Here is a 17,749-nt window from a genome sequence, read left to right as displayed (position 1 = left end):
TTCTCCGTAGTTCAAGTCAGAGTACGAACTCAATGAGGTGGCGCATCGAAAGGGTACGGCCATCGGTGCTCAGATGTTCATGGTCGCGTTGGATGGTTCGTAGCTCTTGTCCCAGCGCCCCAAGCGAATTCAGAACCGTGTCGATCGAATAGGGTTCGATACGCAGGATCGAATAGTGCGCAGAAGCAATGGCATTGGCGATCGCCTCCGCGCAGATCAAGCTACCCAGCGTTCCCAGGCGCTGACAATTCTGCGTGACTGCGGCTTCGTTCAGGATGTATGGCCAAAGCGGGAGATTGTCGATGTCGACGGTCGGCGCCCGAACTGCCAGTGCTTTTGCGAACGCTGGCCAGAGTTCACGCACAGGAACGTACCCTACGGTCTTTACGAGGTCGGCGCAGTTGGGTGCCGTCAATAGCGAAAGCGCGTAGACAATTCCGGGCGGCAACTTTGCTTCGATGCCGGCGATCAGGTTGATTTCGACCACGTTGACAGATGTCCGCTTGTCAGTTGCGGTCGCGTCGTCCGCGCACAGCTGTGGTGGGCCGACGGCGCTCATCGCATCCACGACGAACGGATCGATGGGAAACGCCTTCTGTGTCGCTTCGCCTGGATTCGGCCAGCCGAAGAATTCGCGCCAATCGACCAGAAACTTCGGATCAAGTCTTTGGCCTGTTCGAAAGAGTTCGCCGATCGTCACCATTTTCCCGTGCTCGTTCGGAAAGCCGCGGTACTTGTTTCTGACCATGGAATGACCGAATCTGAAGCATGCGTGTGAAAATTCGGGCGGAGTGGTATTCGGTGAGAAGCCGAGCCAGCGCTCGTGGCGGCGGAAGCAGCTTTGAAATACCCGCGGCTCCAGGATCTGACGCAAGTAGTCTTCGACGACGATCAATTGAAACAATAGCGTCAGCAGGCGTCTCGCCTTTTCTTCCGTGTCGCCATATTTCCTGGCCACAATCGTGTCGTGGAGCCTTTGCAGGAAGCGATGCAACTGTGCAATGACGACGTTTTCGTCGTTACGGCGCTCGGGAATCAGCGCAACACCGGTGAAATCATTTCGCTCGAGGTCTTGCGGCGCGCCAATGTAGTGGCTGTTGAATACTCCTCGCGCCAAGGGTCTTGACGACGGTCCACCGTAGAGGCTCTCCAGATCCATCCTGCCGGTGACCATTCGAGGGATGGTGAGTCGTTCTTCTCGAGGGTGTGTTTCTGGCAGCAGTTCGTGCGCAATGAATTGGCCGAGATAGGTGTAACCGGCGTCAATCGAAAGACCCGGACCTAGCGAATTCATCATCGCATTCGCAAGTTCGTGAACTTGAGTTTCGGTCAGCATGGTTGCGACTTCCCTATGTGGCTCCTTGTTCTCATTCTCACAGTCGAGAGCCGGGTCCAGATCGGGTCATCCGAACTCCAATCTCGACTTGGGCTTAGTCTACGCTCGAGGCGCGTTCCTGGCGTCGAGGTCGAGCGTTGCGTCCATGGTGCCTCAATGCCGGACAACCGGGAAACTCCGCGGGCGGACCTGGAATTCGGCGGGCGTTGACGACTTCGGTCTCTGGGATGATCTGAATCGCATCCCATGATCATCGTAGGCAAGGGTGCCGCGACCACTGCGTTTGCATGTGTTCGTCGATGCGGATATCTGCTGGAGCTGCTGCTGCGCTACATCTGGATCGGTGCGGGCACCCATGGTGACTTCGCCTGATGACAATCCGTGTCCAGTCATCCTGCCTGCGTGGGGCAGCGCGGCGAAGCCTGGGGCACGACGGATTTCGCGCCTGCGCTATTCCATTCGGAGCGGCAGCTGGCGATTTCGGTAAGGCGTTTTGTTCAGGAGCGCGAGTGCTTCGGTGCCGTGCGGAGTATCAGGGGTCATTCCTTCGGAGGACTCCCGGGACATCCGCCTGCTCGCTGAAAACAGATGAGCTGATGGGTGTCCTGGTTGGTGCCTGGTTGGTGAATCCGCATGCGTTCTCCGGTGTCAGATGAGCACCGCCAGCGTGCCGCACAGGGCCATGATGATGCAGGAGAACGCATAGGTTCCCGTATAGCCGAGAACCGGCTCGGTGCTGCGTGCTTCCGCAGTGAGCAGGTTGAGCGCCGGCCCGCTCGTCATCGCACCGGTGAGCGCGCCCAGCAGGATCACCGGATCCAGCCGCAACACGTAGCGACCGAACGCATAACCTCCCGCAACCGGCAACGAGACGACCACCAGCGCGGCAACGATCAGCAACGGTCCGCCCTCCCGAAGGGTTGCCATCACCTGACTGCCAGATTGCAATCCAACGCCGCAGACAAAGATGAGCAGTCCGAATTCCATCAGTATCCAGCGTGCCGCTTCGGGGAATCGGCCGATCGTGGGCCGGACGCTGTTCAGCCATCCCATCGCCACGCCTGCTGCAAGCAGTCCTCCCGCAGCACCGAGTCCGACCGGCACGCCTGCGATATTGATCGTCAGCAGTCCGATCGCCGTACCGAGTGCAATGCCGAAGGCAAACGTCGTCATGTCGGTTTCGACTGTGTCGGCTTCGACCGGACCCACGAGAGCCGACAGCGCATCGACACTGGTCGATGGGCCGAACACGCTGAGCACATCGCCGCGCCGCAGTTGCAGGTCGAGGGCGAGCGGCAGCGAGTGCCCGTCGCGCCGCACTTCGAGTACGACCACACCCGTCGCGCGTGCGAGATTGAGATCTGCCATGGATCGTCCCAGGGCGGAGGGCTGCGTGACCACGACCCTGCGGGCTTTGCTCGCGTCGCCGAGTTCTGTGGCGACTTCAATCTCCTCGCCAATCGTGCCGTGACCGCGCCGAAAGAGGGCTGCATCCCCATACACATGGATCTCGTCACCGATCGCAAGCCGATCGTGCGCCTGCAGCGTCAGCCAACGATCCCCCCGCCGCACCCGCACGACTGCAAAACCGTCCCAGAACCGCGTGGCCAGCTCGGACACGGGGAGACTGCAGAGTTCCGGATTGACCACGCGATAGCCGCGCGCCTGCACGTTCACCGTCGCTTTGCCGGAGTCCACCTCGAGGCGTGCTGCGGCGTCGGCGAGGTCGATCCCCATGATGCGCGGGAGCGTCTTGATGATGACGATCAGACCGATCATGCCGGCCATGTACGTAATTGCGTAGTTGGTACCGATGGTCGCGATTACCTGTTCGGCGCTGGTTCCCGATGGCAGGGCCGCGATCCCTGAACGCACGCTTTCCTGGGCGGCGGCGAGCATCGGGGTCGTCGTGAGTGCACCGGCAAGCAGACCCGCCATTCCTCCCGGCGGCAATATGAGCAGGCGGCCCGCGACGTAAGCAGTGGCAAACCCGATCGCAGCGACTACCAGCGACAGCGACAGATAACGCCAACCCTGTGCCTTGAGGACCTGGATGAAGTGCGGACCGGCCTGGAAGCCGACCGAGAAAATGAACATCGCGAATCCAACCGCCTGGGCTCCCGGCGCGATGCGCAGCCCGTACTGGCCCAACAGAAGGGCGACGAGCAAGGTTCCGACCATCGCACCGAGCGTGATGCCAGCGATCCGGATGCGTCCGATGAGGTACCCGAATCCGAGGGTCAGGAACAACGCGATGACCGGCTGGTCGCGAAGGATTTCGAACACCGAAGTCAGCACGAGAGCCAGGGAATTTGCATGCTGCGCCGTTGCTTGCCAATCGGCACTAGGTAAGAGGGGCAAGCACCGTTGCCCTCGGGCAGGAGGCAGCGATGGCTGCGCCCGGGCAGCGGCTGGAAATACCAGAAGCCAATGGAGACCAGAATGTTCAGGTAGTCGCGCGCGGTGCCGGTAAACCGGGACAGCTTTTCGTTGGATGGAGACTCGACGAGAATCGGACGGATCAGGAATCTGTCCTCCCGGAGTTCTGGCCCGACACCGCGGATGAGGATGCGAACACCCGGCGCCGGTGTGGTTCCCTACGGCTGGGTGGTTTTCGTTACGTTCCCGATCCAGACAATTTCGTTGCCGTACCTTACGGGGGCAGGGGCGCCAGATTCCATCCATTTGATTTTCGAGGCGGGCCCGATTTCACCTTTGCCCTGGCCGGAAGCTTTGATCGAGATCATTGCGTAGGTCAGGTCAAACCCCTGCTTCGATGAGGCGCTTTTCTTTGCTCCGCCGATGAAGCCCATCGGCTCGTCACTGATGACGATCAGGTTCTCACCGTCGTCGAGGGGAGAAACATAGGCATATCGGATAGGTACGCGCCGCTCGTCGGCCTCGATGACGCCGAGTTGCGGTTTACCGGCGAGGACGCTTTTTGCGGAATCCGGATTGCTCTTTACCAGCTGCGCCGTAGCCAATCGCTCCTCATCCGGCATGGTCCGATCCAGGGTCACCGTGAGTGCCGTAGTGACCTGTTTGCCTGCCGCGTTCTTGAATTTTACGGTGCCCTGGTAAACATCCGCGGCCAATGCCTGGCCGGCGAAAAATGCACACATGCCCAAGCCTGAAACAAACCACTGCATGCGGGGATTTCTGATCATGTCCGCGGGTCCTGTGCGGTTGACGAGTCAAGATGGATATGCCAATGACCGGATTGGCGCCAGCGGCATTCGGGTACGCCTCGCCTCCGTGGTTCAGCAGACCGCCTCTGGTGCCGGCACCGACAAGACATCAATGCCGCGTGATCTGATGCGTATCCTGTCCGATCTTCTCGGCCTGCACGTTCAGCATCTCTATCTCCGGCATCGCACGCAGCAGGCTGAACGCCTGTTTTGCGAGTTCGCGCGGCACGTGGCCGACGAGGTGCAGGAAACGCTCCTCGTTGCCGGGGAAGACATCGAAAATTCCGTACTCGCCGTCGCGCAGGCGAATGCCGAACCAGGCGGTGGTGGTGTGTTCTTCATTCACCGCATCGTTAGCGAAACGGATGAAATCTTCCATATCCGATTCATGGCCCGGCTTCACCTTGAACGTGAGCAACAGCCCCCGGGTGTCAGGGACTGAACTCGCGACCGGCAGCTTGTCCCCCAGCACATCCAGCTTCTCGATACGTGGAGCGCCTTCGAACAGCTCGCTCGATCGTTCATTGAGGGCGATAGCAACGGGTCCGGACAAATGTGCGTCACGTGCCGCATCGTCGGGGAACACATCGAAGATTCCGTACTCACCGCGACCGAATCGTACAGCGAACCAGGCTGTGGTCTGCGGCTCATCGGCGACCAGCGGCAGCGCTGAACGCAGGAGCTCTTCCACGGCAGCCTCTTGGCCGTGCTTTGCGTGCATTCGCACGAGCAATCCACGGGTATTCATGAGCCACCTCCGGGTTGGAGTTGCTGTACCCGCCATCACAGTCGCTTCACCTGGGGGACGCAATGCGTATAGACAGCAGCGACACAGCGGCAATAGTCGGGCGATTGCGGGAGGCGAGAGAGGCGGGCATCTGAACTGCTGGGGACACCCGCCGATTTTGAGGAACGATGCCAGGCCATGAAGTGCTTCGGATGCTCGCACTTCCGAAACTCAGTCACTTGTGTGCCATCGCGTTGCGGTAGTGGCCGCTCGCCGCGGCGATGATCGCTTGCGCATCGTCCGTCAGCAGCAGGCGCTGATCCACCAATTGACGTGCGGCCCTCGACACGGCTTTCACGTACTCGGCTTCCGAAGCATAGCGTTCGGCGATTGCCTGCCGCGGATCCTGGTTCGCGGCTCGCTCCGTCGGCGTCGCAGGAAAGGGAATCGACATACCGCTCGCCATGCACAGATCGCCGTCACCGAACCCGGGCTTGCGCACGTTCCAGCCGACATTCGTCGATAGCGGAGCCGTCACGAACGGATGGCGCACGCCGCCGATCATCTGTCCGTCGGCATCGACCTGCGGCACCAACGACGGGTAGTCGGCAATCGCTCGCGGCGGCTCCTGGCTGAAATCGTAAAGGCGTCTGGTTGAAAAGGCGCCGCCGTAGGTCACCTCGCGTAAATGCGGGAATGCGTAGCTCGTCCGCGAAACGAGTTCACCTCGCGCAACGGTCGGATAGCGGTTTGCTGGCGGGAGCTGATCGTGCGCGACCCACCGATCCAGCGCGACGAACAGCGCGCGCGCAAAGCTCGCCCACTCGATGCTGGTGGGGCCGGGTGCTGCACAGAGCGGCGGAATCGCACCCGCACGCGGAGTGGCGTTGTGCTCAGTCCCAGCCAGCGCGAACACGCGCACAGTGTCGGGCATCGTCAAGTCGCGACCGGCGGTATCGACATACGTGAGGGTGCCGCCGTGCCAGAGCTCATTCTCGGAGTCGAGGTGGATGATGCGTGGGCACGTACGCGTTGCCTGGCAACGCGCGAGCACGCCGTCGGAACGACGGCTCAGTGTGTCGTAGGTCACTGGATAACTGAATGGGAACTCATCGCCACGCAGGCCCCAACTCGTATGCTGTGCGTCCTTGAGTCCGGGCCGCGAGAAAGCGGAGTTGATCGAGTTGCGTCCCGCGCCGGAAATCAGCACGAACGCGCCATCGAGGACGATACGTCCAGCTTCGTCTTCATTGAACTCGCTGATCAATTCTTTGAGCGTGCGTCCGGTCTGCGACGCGCCGAAACCGATGGTGTGCTCGATCGCACGTTTCCCGGATCCGTGCAGAGGATTGTCGCCGGCCTTGCTGTAGCGCAGGAACGAGACGAGATCGCGCATCGAGGCAAGTGCCAGTCCATAGACCACCGGATCTCTGGCGCGATAGACGAACTCGTAGACGGCACCCGCGCTCGCCTTCGCAGGCTTCGTGAACTCGATGCGCCAGGGGTCGCGTAGGCGCCAGTCCGATGACGGTATAACGCGCGGCGAATCACCGTCCCGTTCGCGGGTCGTCAGCTCGCGCCCCGCTTCGAGATCGACTGCGGGATATGTGAGATAGCCGATAAAGGGCGAGGCCGGGCCGATGTCGAAGAACTGCTCGCGTGTGTTGCCGACAACGCTGGCGGCGTTACGTTCCTGCGCGATCGGCAAACGGGCACTCAGCGCCGTGCTGTTCGCAGGTCGGGGCAGGCGACTGCCGAGTCCCACCGCCATCGGCGGTGCGTCCTGCAGCGGGTATTCAGCCTGCCAGCCACTCATGACATAGGTGTAGCCCGCCTCGAATACCAAGCCGTCGCCGCCTTCTGCTGCCGCTGTGAAATCGCCGCGTCCGGCGCCCGCGGGCACGCGATTGAGCAGCGGCAAGCCAAGGGGTCGTCCACGATTGACCATCTCGTAGACGAGACCGGCATTACCGCGTTGCATGTCGACCGGTTTGAGAATTAGCAGGTCGGTATCGAATGAGACACGGCCGTCATCACCGGGCGGTGCGCGATGAATGTTGACGATTCCGGCGTTGACCGGTACCCGAGGATCAACGCGGTAATGTGCGACGGCGCGGATCAGTTCATACGCGCCGACATTGCCGAATTGCCGGCCTTCGAAGGCGACTTGTTTCGAGAGCGTCTCGAGTTGCACGAGCTCCGCGTGCGCAGCGCTCGTACCCATGGCAACTGCGCAGCCCAGGAGCGCGCTGCAGAAGGTCATCGTCCGGGCAGTACGGTTCTGGTCGTTCATCACTCGTCAGTCGCTTCGAGGTGCAACTCACCGCCGTCGGCACGATAGCGCGCGTTCTGGTCCGGGCTCGCGGTGTGGCGTTCGAGAGAGGCGCGCACCGCATTGCTCACGGTTTCACGCATTCGAAGTTCTCGGCCCGATCGATGTCGCCTTTCCCCTTGTAGTGCGCGCGCTGCGGATACGGGCACAGTGGTCGGGTGCGCTCGACGCGTGTATCGCGTACCGAGCTTGCAATGATCGCCTTGGGCGCTACACCGTGCTCAACCCATTGTTCCAATGCCATGAGCACGTCGTGCTCCGGATCGAGCACCGGAGGATCGCCCGCGTTGCCGAAGCTGTTCGGTCCAGGTCCGCCGCTGCAGTGGTACATGCCGGGGACCATGAACAAGCGGAAGAAGTCATCCGTTTCGCGTGCACCCACGGTTTCACGAACGCGCCGTTGATACTCGATCGTGTTGTATGGCGAAGGCCCAGAATCATCCCAGCCGTGATACAGGATCATCCGGCCACCGCGACGCGCGAACGGCGACAGGTCTGGATCGTCCGAGATGAGTGCGCTCAATCGCTCCCATGCGATGGGCAGATCGCGATCCAGAACGAACGCCGCGGGATCCCAGTTCGCGTCCTCGAATACTCCATAGCGGTAGAGGTCCGCGCCCAACTTGCCGCGGCGGGAAAGTTCAGTCACTGGCAGCAGTGCGCCGACTGCGGGCGGCGGATATATCTCGCGCCCTTTGCTGTCGCGCATCGGTGCGTACAGATCGCGCACCAGGCTGACCTGTGTCGCATTCAGGCAGTCGCCCTCATCGTTGGCTGGGCACGCGAGCGAGGAGAAATCGAAATCGCACGAGGGCGGATGTTCGATGAGTCCATCCGTGACGCCATCCTTCGCATCGCACGCACGCACCATGCGCTGCACGACCCGGTCCATCTGAGGTTGCGTAAGGCTCGCATCGCCGCTGTTGCGATGCCCATTGAGCATCACGTAGGTCGCCATATCCGGAAAATTGGTGCCAGGCGCGCCCGATACGATGCCGTCGTAATCCTGCGGATAGCGCTGAGCAGCCATCAGCCCCTGCTGACCGCCGTTGGAGCAGCCGATGAAATAACCGCGGCGCGCAGGCGCTTCGTAGTAGGCCGCGATGATCCGCTTGGTTGTGATCGCCGTCAGGTGATGAGCGCGATGACCATAGTCCACGATGCGTTGCGGATGACCCAGCGCCCAGGAGGCATCCATCGGTCCGCCGGTGTGGCCGGTGTCCGTGGATGAAGCGGCGTAACCGCGGCGCAACCCTTGCGCAAGCGCGCTGTAGTTGATGAAGCCGGAATAGCCGCCGTTGCCCACACCGAGCTGCTTGCCGTTCCAATCGGCACGGGGCGGCAACCAGACCTCGAACTCGATCTCCTTCTCGATCCGTCCCTGAACGCGACAGAAGGGTTGCGCGACGCTCACCGTGCCGCGCGTCAACGTATCGCCATCGATCTGCCATTGCGGTGCTGGCGTGATCGGTGTCGCGGCGCGGATTACCGTATCGGGCAGCTGCAGCGAGCGCAGTCGCTCACATGCGCTCTGATCGGCATTCGCACCGCCACTGGCGAGTAACAAAGCCATCAATGCGCTTTTCATGCCGCGCAGAGATTGCCCCGTTGCGTCATAGCTTCGGCGTCTCGCCAGCATAAGCAGCTCATATGGTTCATTGTGGCAACTGTCGTTTTCAGCGGCATTCTTCGGTCCGGCAGTTGAACAGTCAAGAAGAAGGAAAGTGGATCTTTCGCGAAAAGGTCGAGGCGCGTATCGTTGATAACACGAACTAGTAAAACTTGTCGCCATCACGAAAGAAAAAAGGGGAGGGGGAAATGTTCGCGAGCAAAGAAACTCTCGATGGTTCTCGATCGCTTGGCGTGCGCAGTGGAGTAGCCGTCGCGCTCGGTACGGGCGCATTCCTGTTTGGATCTGCCGCGCTTGCTCAAGCTCAAGCTCAAGCCGAGGCGAAGGCCGAGGTGCTGATGGAAGTCACCGTCACCGGTAGCCGCATCCGCGGCGTGGAGCCGACTGGATCGAAAGTGATTGCTCTGGATCGCGATCAGATCATCGAGACGGGTGCGCCGAGCACGGCGGATCTGATCAGGCAGCTGCCTCAGATTGTCGGCCTCGGTGCGTCCGAGACCGCATCGGGCGCGCAGAACGGTGCGGCGAACGTCACCCGCGGCATTGCCGTCAATCTGCGGGGCATCGGTTCGAACGCAACGTTGTTGCTGCTGGGAGGGCGTCGCATGCCGCCCGCCGGCACTCAAGGTCAATTCACCGACGCGTCGGTGATACCGGCAATTGCAGTCGAGCGTCTGGAAGTGGTCGCGGACGGCGGCTCGGCAATCTACGGCTCCGATGCGATTACCGGCGTCGTAAATCTCGTACCGCGTCGTGACTTCGAAGGTGCGGAGAGCTCGGCCCGATATGGAATGGCGGACGGTTACTACGACTGGTCCGTCGGGCAGATCGGCGGTTTGAAGTGGCAGTCAGGCCATGTGACTGCGGCGATCGAGTACGCCGTGCACAGCGCGCTCGACGGAGCCGATCGGGATTTCTACACCTCGGATCTGCGCAGTGCCGGCGGTACGGACTTGCGATCGCAGCAATGTGCGCCTGGAACGATCCTCGTCGGCGGCGTGCCTTATGCGATTCCTGCGAACTCGACAGGAACGAACCTCACTCCCGCATCGTTCACGCCGAATACCCGTAACCTGTGCGACAACCTCAAGCGTGGCGAAATAATTCCGGATTTGCGCCGCACGAATGCTTTCGTGAGCGCCGAGCAGGAGTTGAGCGATTCAATCTCATTGTTCGCAGAAGGCTTCTTCTCGCGTCGCACCTTTACGCTGCGCGACTCGCAGGTCACCTCGAATCTCAACGTGACAACGGCGAATCCGTTCTACGTGAATCCGACGGGAGGCACGGGGCCGGTCACGGTGCAATACGATTTCGCCAACGATGGCGGCCTGCCGGACAACCCCGGTGAGGCCCAGTCGTGGGAAGCGGTGTTCGGGACGCGTTTTGCGTTGGGAGGGGATTGGAAAGCGGAGGCATACGTTTCATACGGTCGCAGCGAGGATGAGGTGCGCCGCACTCACAATCTCAACACGACGCCCGGCGGCATCAATGCGGCACTGGCGAATCCGGATCCCGCGCAGGCGTTCAATCCCTTCGGATCCGGCGGAATTTCGAATGCCGCCACCGTCGCAGCCGTTCGCAATGGCCTGTTCGTCATTCAGGGCGATACCGATCTCACCGTCGCGAGCATGCAAGCGGATGGCGCGCTGTTCGCACTGCCGGGCGGCGATGTGCGGCTCGCGATCGGCGCCGAATATCGCGATGAAGGTCTCGGAGGTGATCTGACGTCCGGTTCGGTCGTGGCGCCGGTGCATGTTCCAAGTAAAATTTCCCGTAATGTCGCCGCGGTGTTCACCGAGGCCTTCGTGCCGATTTTTCGGCAGGCGGGCGGACAGGAACTGGATTTGTCGCTTGCCGGCCGCTATGAGGATTACAGCGATTTCGGGGACACCTTCAATCCGAAGATCGGATTGAACTGGCGGCCGATGTCCGCTGTGACGTTCCGCGGCAGTTGGGGCACATCGTTCCGTGCGCCCGGACTCGCAGAGAACGATCCACATTCCGGCGGTTACGGTCTCTACGGCGATACGCTGCCCTGCAGTCATCGCGCGCCGGCAACGACGTGCTTCGGCATCGGCATCGCAGGCGGCAACCCGGATGTCAAAGCGGAAGAAGCAACGACCTGGTCGACCGGTTTCGAGATTGCTCCCGAGTCGCTGCCTGATCTGCGTGTGTCGGCAACGTATTTCAACATCGACTACAAGAACCAGATCCTGGCGTTGCGCGGAACCGCCGGGTTGCTCACCAACAATATCTACGCGCCCTATCGCATCCTCGACCCCACAGCCCAGCAAGTGGCGGATCTGCTCGCATCCGGGCTGCCCGTCAACTCGCCGATCAACGCCGCCCTGGTCACCTATATTCAGGACGGACGCCGGCAGAATCTCGGCAAGACCATCGCCAAAGGAATCGACTTTGCAGTCAGCGATGCCTGGCCGCTGGGCACGGGGAAGCTGCGCGCGGGTGTCAATGCAACGTACTTCACGCATCTCACGGCGGCATCCGCACCCGGCGCGGCGGATGTGGATGTGCTGAATACGCTCAATTTCCCGCAGCGATTCCGTGCACGCGGTGAGTTGGGGTGGCGCGGCGAGAAGTTGAGTGCACTTGCGTTCGTCAATTACACGAGCGGTTACGACCAGACCGGTGTGACGCCGATCCGCAGCATCGATTCGTACACGACGGTCGATCTGCACGTTGGATATGACCTGGGCGCGTTGTCCGAGGGCCTGTCGATGGCAATCGATGTGCAGAATGCTGCAGACAGCGATCCGCCGTTCGTGAACATTGCAGGCGGCTACGATCCGCAGTCCGCGAGTCCGCTGGGGCGATTGGTCGCATTGAGCTTGCGCAAGTCCTGGTAGCCCATCGACTACAGGAACAGGTGCGGCGCGCGTTTGAGGCTGCGTGCGCCGCACGATTCGTGCGCCTGTATGGCGCACCTGGCGAGGTCGGGTTCGCAAGATTGGTCGGCCGTCCTGCCTTTGGTGCCCGGCACCGCTCACGCTGCGGTCGATTGACGCAGATGCCGCGACCACTTCGTGCGTGTGCGGGGCGCGTCCTGAGGAAGGTCTGACTGAATGCGTTCGCGCTGAGTTTGTCGAAGCACCTCTCAAAAAAAACTGGGCGCCAAGCTCGACGTTGCAGCGTTCACCCTTCGATGGATGAACCATTCTCCCGCGGGATTTCCGTTGGTCACCTGCGGTCACGGGCTGAGAGCGAACGGGGGATAGATCAGAGCCCCCCTAATGCTGGCTGGATTTCGCGTCGTAGACGGTATCGGTCGGACCGATGCCAGAAATATAAACAGTCGCTCCTGCCGGCCCCGTACGCGCGAAATGCATTACTCCAGCGGGTTCGGTATAGAAGCTGCCTGGGGGTAGGGCCTTCATCGCTCCTTCGGTTGCGACAGGACCGAAGCCGAAGTACCAGGTGCCGGCAACGACCACAGCAGTGCGAGCATCGCGGTGATGATGTGCCGCGATTAGTGTGTTCGCGGGCACCTGCAGCACGATCGTGTAGGCGCCGTTTGCCGACGGGTCTCCCGCAACGACGGTTGTCCGGATGCCGGGCAGGCCGGAAGTGCCCGCTCCGCCGCCCGTCGACGGCAGCGCGTGGATTTCCTCCGGAGTGAGTCGCAGTTGCTTGTCGCTTTCCTGTGCGACGGCCGGCAATGCCAGCGCGAGTGCTGCAATGACGCAGAGTCCGGTTTGGTTCATTGCTCTTCTCTCAGGAACGGTGCTACCAGCGCGATCGTGGCGGTCGGATTCTCTTCCATGATCCAGTGACCGGAGTCCGGAACGATCCCCTCGCGCACATTCGTAGCGGCAGCGCGCATGACGGTCGCCATCGTTGGGCCGAAGGACTTCCCGCCACCGATGGCGAGCACGGGCATGCCTAGCTTGCCTGTCGCGAGGAACTTGCGATTGTCGATGGCGTCCTGGTCGAACGCAGCGAACTGTGCGAAGCCCGAGTGCATCGCGCCGGGCAGTGCATAGAGTGCTGCGTAGTGCTGGCGTGAGGCTTCGGAAAAGCGTGCGGGGGTCGCGGAGAACTCATTCCAGAACCGGTCGAGGTAGATTCGTTCGCGGCCTGCTACCAGTCGTTCCATGTCGGGTCCGCCGAAGCGGAAGTGCCACAGCAGCGGGTTCTTGAGTATCTCCTCCCAGGGGCCTACACCAGGCACCGGGGCGTCGATGAGTACGAAGCGGCGCACGCGTTCGGGATGCAGGGCCGCGAAGGCGAAGCCGACCATGTTGCCGATGTCATGCGTGACCAGATCGACGTTGCCCACGTTCAGCGCATCGAGGACGCCTGCGACATCGCCCGCCTGGGTTTTCTTGTCGAAGCCGTTCGCAGGTCTCGAAGAAAGACCGAGGCCACGCAGATCGGGGACGATCACGAGGTGGTCGCGCGCCAGATCAGCCGCCAGCGGTGCCCACATGTCTCCCGTTTCGCCATAGCCGTGGAGCAATACCACTGCTGGCCCATGCCCGCCGGTTCTGACGTGAATCGTGACGCCATTGGACGGGATGTCCCGAACGAAGAAGCCAGCCGGAAATGGCGGTACCTGTGCGATCGACGACCCGGCAATTCCCAGTCCGACGAGCACGAGCAGCAGTCTGAGCACCATGAGGAAGCCTCGATCACTTATCTGAGGGCATCACGGTGGCGTAAACGGCAGGCCGGCAGTAGCCTGCAATCGTCGGAACGGCTTTTCGGAAATCCAGAACAATGATCAAGCTGGAAGGCATCGAGACGTTTGTGGCCGCAGCCGAGCAGGGCTCCCTGAGCGAAGCCGCACGCGTGCTCGGCCTTTCCAAATCGATCGTCAGTGAGCGGCTGGCGGAGCTCGAGCGGGAAGTCGGCGCCCGGCTGATCCAACGCACTACGCGACGCATGACAGTGACCGAGGATGGGCTTGCGTTTCTGGAGCGTGCGCGTCGCATTGCGCGTGAGGTGAGTGAAGCAGCCGCGGAGCTGGCCGAGCGGCGCGGCGAGCTGGTGGGATCGTTGCGGGTCTCGGGTCCGGTGAGCTTCGGCTATCTGCATCTCGGTCCCGCGCTTTATCCGTTTCTGCAACAGCATCGGGGAATCGAGCTCACTCTGGATCTCGACGATCGATTCGCCGACGTCGAAGCCGGTGGCTATGACGCCGTCATCCGGCATGGGGCCGTGCGCGAAAGCTGGCTGGTCGCGATCCGCCTCGCGCCAAGTCGTCGCATGCTCGTTGCCTCGCCCGGCTATCTGGAAGCCAACGGCGTTCCGACCTCGCTTGCGGACCTGGACAAGCACAAGGCCATCCTCTACTCGAACCGTGCTACCGACTGGCGCTTTACGGCGGCCAGCGGTGACATCGTCGTCCATCCGCCGCGTGCGTTACGCGTCAACAATGGCTTGATCATGCGCGATGCCGCGACGGCGGGCATGGGAGTGACGTTGCTGCCGAGCTTCATGGTCCATGCCGAAATCAAGTCGGGCAAGCTGTGCAAAGTCGATATCGGTCTGGAACCGGAGCGTGCCGAAATCCATCTCGCCTATCCAAAGGGACACAGGCCGTCGGCCAAGTTGCGGGCACTCACCGATCATCTGCGGCGTGTGTTTGGCGATCCGCCTTATTGGGATCTGGCGTAGCGGTTATTGATGCCGCGGATCTGCACGGACAGCTCGCCGTCGTCCGTCCAACCGCGATGCTGCGCAAGCATGTGTGGGGCTGATGTCCAGCCGAAGGTGCGTCGATACGCTCGATGTTGCGCGCGAGCTATTTGTCTGAGTAAATACGAAACCCAGTGGCGGCTCACGAATCCAATGCAGATCGGATGCGTCTGGATCGTCGGATGGCGCGTCTCCGGTCTTCGCGATTCACGCTCAATTTGTCAACGGCAATGCAACGAAGGGGGATCTTCATGGGCGATTCAACAAGAACACGCACAGGACTCACTCGCCGTGAGGCTCTGATTCTTTCCTCAACGGCAGGCATAGGCATTGCGACAGCGAACTATGCCGCGGCGTCCGACGGCACGAAGATGGCTGCCCATCAAGGATCGGGAACCATATCGACGCCGCACTCTGCGATTGCCAGGACTCAATACGGCAAAGTGCGCGGATATCTCGATGAGGGTGTATTCACCTTCAAAGGCGTTCCCTACGGCCAAACGACGGCAGGTGAGAATCGATGGCTGCCTGCAAAGGCGCCCACACCATGGAATGATGAGCTCCCGACGTTGGTCTACGGTGCGAACTGCCCGCAGAACCTGCACCCGTGGACGGCCACTGCGCAAACGTTCATCCAGGATTGGGTTGACGGCTGGATCAGCGAGGACATGCTCAAGCTCAACATCTGGACGCCGGGCTTGAGTGGCAAGCGTCCGGTCATGGTCTATCTTCACGGGGGTGGATTCAGTTTCGGATCTTCGTACGAATTGTCGGCCCATGACGGCGCGCAGATGGCGAGACATCACGATGTCGTGCAGGTCTCCGTCAATCATCGTCTGAACATTCTCGGCTTCTTCGATGCTGCGGAGATCGGCGGTTCAGCTTACGAAGATTCAGCAAACGTCGGCATGACAGACCTCGTGGCGGCATTGCGCTGGGTACACGAGAACATTGCGAACTTTGGCGGCGATCCCGATCGCGTGATGATCTATGGCCAATCGGGTGGCGGCTCGAAAGTGACGACACTGATGGGCATGCCGTCAGCGTCGGGTTTGTTTCATCGTGCGGCGGCTCAATCCGGTGGCGGTGGAAATATTCCCAGCAGAGAACAGCAACGTGAACTTGCACGATTGATGATGAAGGATCTCGGGCTTGCTCCAAACGATATGCAATCGTTGCAGAAGATGGAGTGGTCCAGGCTGTTCGCGGCGGGCAATGCGGCAGCGGCGAAGATCAATCCAGCCGCACCCGCGATGACAGGGCCAGGCGCACCGGGCACTCCGCGTGTGGGTTGGTCACCGTGCGTCGATGGCAAGCTCATAAACATGCGGTCGTTCTTCGATGCTGCACCCGAAATCTCGAAGAATGTACCGATGCTGATCGGCTCGGTAACCGAAGAAGGCAACCGCATGTCGGAGCGACCCACGGAAGATCAGTGGCGTGCCAATCTGACCACGACCTATGGGGAGCAGAAAGCGGTCGCAATCATGGCTGCACTGAAGAAAGCCTATCCGCAGAAGAAAATTCAAACGCTGTCGTACATCTGCAGCGGCAGTCCGGGACTCAACGGTCTCGCGATTCGCAACAATGTAGTGAAGATGGCGGGACTCAAGCACGCACTCAAAGCCGCACCTGCGTACACGTACTACTTCATGTGGCAGACCCCTATCCTGGATGGTCTGCCCGGCGCGTGGCACACGGTGGAACTTCAGTTCTGCTTCGACAACACGAAGCGTTGCGCACAAGGCACCGGCAATACGCCCGAAGCGCAGGCGTTGGCCAGAAAGATGGCTTCATCGTGGGCAGCTTTCGCTGCAACAGGTAAGCCCGGTACCCCCGCTCTAAAGTGGGATCCGACCGATCCGCAATCGAATCGAACCATGATCTGGGACAATGAATGCCGCATGGTGGATGACCCGGACAGCGAAGCTCGTAAGATAATCCTCACCTAGTAGTTCACCGCTGGCCGTTGACTCGCGCGGTCAGTAATAGGTCAGTCGATGTCACAAGAGCGGCCCCCGTTGGGCCGTTCGTTGTGCTGGATAAGAACGCACTCTTTCGCGCGATGCGAAGTGCGCTGAACAGACGGTTCGATCCATGGATCAGGAGACCCGCGTCTTCAGTGAGAAAATGCGGAACGACCGGGCGCACGTCCAATGCGTCGCATTGCTAGAATCCCCGGCGCCGAGATGGCTTCTACAAGGAGTCAAGTCGTGACGCTCGATCTCAACTTGAAACAACGCCTGTGCGTGTTCAGCGCTCTCAGTGTCGCCATTCTTGCGTTCCTGAATACGCGCGAACCACCTGACGGCGTCATGCGTGTCGGCATTCCCAATGTGTTCGTGGATACCGGCTACGCCGTCCCGCTTTTCATGCTCATACCGCTCACGTTGGGTTGGGTCGCGGTCGCAGCGAGAACCCGCAGAGGCGTGATCGCCTGCTTCCTGTTGTCAGTCTCGATCTCGCTTTGTTTCTGGGGCTACTACGAGAATGCGAAACGGGCGGGGATCTTCTGCCTCACTGGGAATTGCTGACCGCGTTCAGTTGCACGTGATGTGTTTCGGTGATCGGATCCACTCGGTCGAGGGCTCGCGACTCGTTCTCTTTGCGCTCGACGGCACAGATGCTGCCTGCACCGTCTGGAAAGCCACGGTCATAGACAAATGTCGGCCGGTGACGGATTCATAAGCAGCGGATTTTTCGCAGGGACGCGCTGATCCGGAGTATTCGGTGCCAGTGCCGCGGAGCGTCTACGGGCGTGTGAGGCAATTGCTATTCGTACAGCTACGGATTGAGGCGGTGCGGACGCAAGTAAACGATCCGCCGCAGAACGACCGCGAGAATGAGCGTTCGATTCCTGGCCACATCCCTCGAAGGCGTT

The 17,749-nt window shown here is 61.0% G+C and carries 14 protein-coding genes; 5 read left to right on the top strand and 9 right to left on the bottom strand.

Features of this window, described 5'->3' with window-relative positions; genetic code table 11:
• Positions 1-16: 16 nt before the first annotated feature.
• Positions 17-1,336: a peroxidase family protein gene (locus tag VIZ63_RS00135; protein WP_331607443.1), complete on the bottom strand. Its 1,320-nt coding sequence runs from the start codon at positions 1,334-1,336 to the stop codon at positions 17-19.
• A gap of 246 nt (positions 1,337-1,582) precedes the next feature.
• Between VIZ63_RS00135 and VIZ63_RS00130 the strand changes: the two genes are divergently transcribed.
• Complete coding sequence (locus VIZ63_RS00130) at positions 1,583-1,708, top strand: hypothetical protein (RefSeq protein WP_331607442.1); 126 nt, start codon at positions 1,583-1,585, stop codon at positions 1,706-1,708.
• Between the two features lie 276 nt (positions 1,709-1,984).
• Here the strand turns inward: VIZ63_RS00130 and VIZ63_RS00125 are convergent, their stop codons facing one another.
• From VIZ63_RS00125 to VIZ63_RS00100, 6 genes are all read right to left on the bottom strand, one after another.
• Positions 1,985-3,622: an aspartate:alanine exchanger family transporter gene (locus VIZ63_RS00125; protein ID WP_331607441.1), complete on the bottom strand. Its 1,638-nt coding sequence runs from the start codon at positions 3,620-3,622 to the stop codon at positions 1,985-1,987.
• Positions 3,623-3,933: 311 nt separating this feature from the next.
• On the bottom strand, positions 3,934-4,503 hold the full coding sequence (locus VIZ63_RS00120; protein WP_331607440.1) for a hypothetical protein: 570 nt from the start codon (positions 4,501-4,503) through the stop codon (positions 3,934-3,936).
• Between the two features lie 130 nt (positions 4,504-4,633).
• Entirely contained in the window at positions 4,634-5,272 is a 639-nt protein-coding gene (locus VIZ63_RS25295) for a hypothetical protein (RefSeq protein ID WP_349261086.1), read from the bottom strand.
• A 214-nt stretch (positions 5,273-5,486) separates the two neighbouring features.
• Entirely contained in the window at positions 5,487-7,475 is a 1,989-nt protein-coding gene (locus tag VIZ63_RS00110; RefSeq protein ID WP_331607439.1) for an alpha/beta hydrolase domain-containing protein, read from the bottom strand.
• Positions 7,476-7,543: 68 nt separating this feature from the next.
• On the bottom strand, positions 7,544-7,666 hold the full coding sequence (locus VIZ63_RS00105; protein ID WP_331607438.1) for a hypothetical protein: 123 nt from the start codon (positions 7,664-7,666) through the stop codon (positions 7,544-7,546).
• Positions 7,651-9,222 (bottom strand): tannase/feruloyl esterase family alpha/beta hydrolase, encoded by a 1,572-nt coding sequence (locus tag VIZ63_RS00100; RefSeq protein WP_331607437.1) that lies wholly within the window; start codon positions 9,220-9,222, stop codon positions 7,651-7,653. Before VIZ63_RS00100 ends, VIZ63_RS00105 begins: the two co-directional genes overlap by 16 nt.
• Before the next feature lie 179 nt (positions 9,223-9,401).
• Between VIZ63_RS00100 and VIZ63_RS00095 the strand changes: the two genes are divergently transcribed.
• A complete protein-coding gene (locus tag VIZ63_RS00095) occupies positions 9,402-12,077 on the top strand; it encodes a TonB-dependent receptor plug domain-containing protein (protein WP_331607436.1) in 2,676 nt (891 codons plus the stop codon).
• 381 nt (positions 12,078-12,458) lie between these two features.
• Here VIZ63_RS00095 and VIZ63_RS00090 read toward each other — a convergent pair whose 3' ends face one another.
• The gene (locus VIZ63_RS00090) at positions 12,459-12,932 is read right to left on the bottom strand and encodes a cupin domain-containing protein (RefSeq protein WP_331607435.1); all 474 of its coding nucleotides are present in this window, start codon (positions 12,930-12,932) and stop codon (positions 12,459-12,461) included.
• The gene (locus VIZ63_RS00085; RefSeq protein WP_331607434.1) at positions 12,929-13,846 is read right to left on the bottom strand and encodes an alpha/beta hydrolase; all 918 of its coding nucleotides are present in this window, start codon (positions 13,844-13,846) and stop codon (positions 12,929-12,931) included. Before VIZ63_RS00085 ends, VIZ63_RS00090 begins: the two co-directional genes overlap by 4 nt.
• Before the next feature lie 101 nt (positions 13,847-13,947).
• On the opposite strand from VIZ63_RS00085, the gene VIZ63_RS00080 reads away from it, so the two are divergent.
• The 3 genes from VIZ63_RS00080 (at position 13,948) to VIZ63_RS00070 (ending at position 17,402) form a co-directional block, all read left to right on the top strand.
• Positions 13,948-14,847: a LysR family transcriptional regulator gene (locus tag VIZ63_RS00080; protein WP_331607433.1), complete on the top strand. Its 900-nt coding sequence runs from the start codon at positions 13,948-13,950 to the stop codon at positions 14,845-14,847.
• A 272-nt stretch (positions 14,848-15,119) separates the two neighbouring features.
• On the top strand, positions 15,120-16,820 hold the full coding sequence (locus VIZ63_RS00075; protein ID WP_331607432.1) for a carboxylesterase/lipase family protein: 1,701 nt from the start codon (positions 15,120-15,122) through the stop codon (positions 16,818-16,820).
• A gap of 261 nt (positions 16,821-17,081) precedes the next feature.
• A complete protein-coding gene (locus tag VIZ63_RS00070) occupies positions 17,082-17,402 on the top strand; it encodes a hypothetical protein (protein ID WP_331607431.1) in 321 nt (106 codons plus the stop codon).
• Positions 17,403-17,749: the final 347 nt, after the last annotated feature.

Source organism: Povalibacter sp., from assembly GCF_036520495.1.
Classification (GTDB): domain Bacteria; phylum Pseudomonadota; class Gammaproteobacteria; order Steroidobacterales; family Steroidobacteraceae; genus Steroidobacter.
This window is presented reverse-complemented; position numbering and strand designations above follow the sequence as displayed.

What these genes read in the sequence shown, in the direction of transcription:
- VIZ63_RS00135 (WP_331607443.1), bottom strand. Translation starts at nt 1,336, where the DNA reads ATGCTGACCGAAACTCAAGTTCACGAACTTGCGAATGCGATGATGAAT.
- VIZ63_RS00130 (WP_331607442.1), top strand. Translation starts at nt 1,583, where the DNA reads ATGATCATCGTAGGCAAGGGTGCCGCGACCACTGCGTTTGCATGTGTT.
- VIZ63_RS00120 (WP_331607440.1), bottom strand. Translation starts at nt 4,503, where the DNA reads ATGATCAGAAATCCCCGCATGCAGTGGTTTGTTTCAGGCTTGGGCATG.
- VIZ63_RS25295 (WP_349261086.1), bottom strand. Translation starts at nt 5,272, where the DNA reads ATGAATACCCGTGGATTGCTCGTGCGAATGCACGCAAAGCACGGCCAA.
- VIZ63_RS00110 (WP_331607439.1), bottom strand. Translation starts at nt 7,475, where the DNA reads ATGGGTACGAGCGCTGCGCACGCGGAGCTCGTGCAACTCGAGACGCTC.
- VIZ63_RS00105 (WP_331607438.1), bottom strand. Translation starts at nt 7,666, where the DNA reads ATGCGTGAAACCGTGAGCAATGCGGTGCGCGCCTCTCTCGAACGCCAC.
- VIZ63_RS00100 (WP_331607437.1), bottom strand. Translation starts at nt 9,222, where the DNA reads ATGCTGGCGAGACGCCGAAGCTATGACGCAACGGGGCAATCTCTGCGC.
- VIZ63_RS00095 (WP_331607436.1), top strand. Translation starts at nt 9,402, where the DNA reads ATGTTCGCGAGCAAAGAAACTCTCGATGGTTCTCGATCGCTTGGCGTG.
- VIZ63_RS00090 (WP_331607435.1), bottom strand. Translation starts at nt 12,932, where the DNA reads ATGAACCAAACCGGACTCTGCGTCATTGCAGCACTCGCGCTGGCATTG.
- VIZ63_RS00085 (WP_331607434.1), bottom strand. Translation starts at nt 13,846, where the DNA reads ATGGTGCTCAGACTGCTGCTCGTGCTCGTCGGACTGGGAATTGCCGGG.
- VIZ63_RS00080 (WP_331607433.1), top strand. Translation starts at nt 13,948, where the DNA reads ATGATCAAGCTGGAAGGCATCGAGACGTTTGTGGCCGCAGCCGAGCAG.
- VIZ63_RS00075 (WP_331607432.1), top strand. Translation starts at nt 15,120, where the DNA reads ATGGGCGATTCAACAAGAACACGCACAGGACTCACTCGCCGTGAGGCT.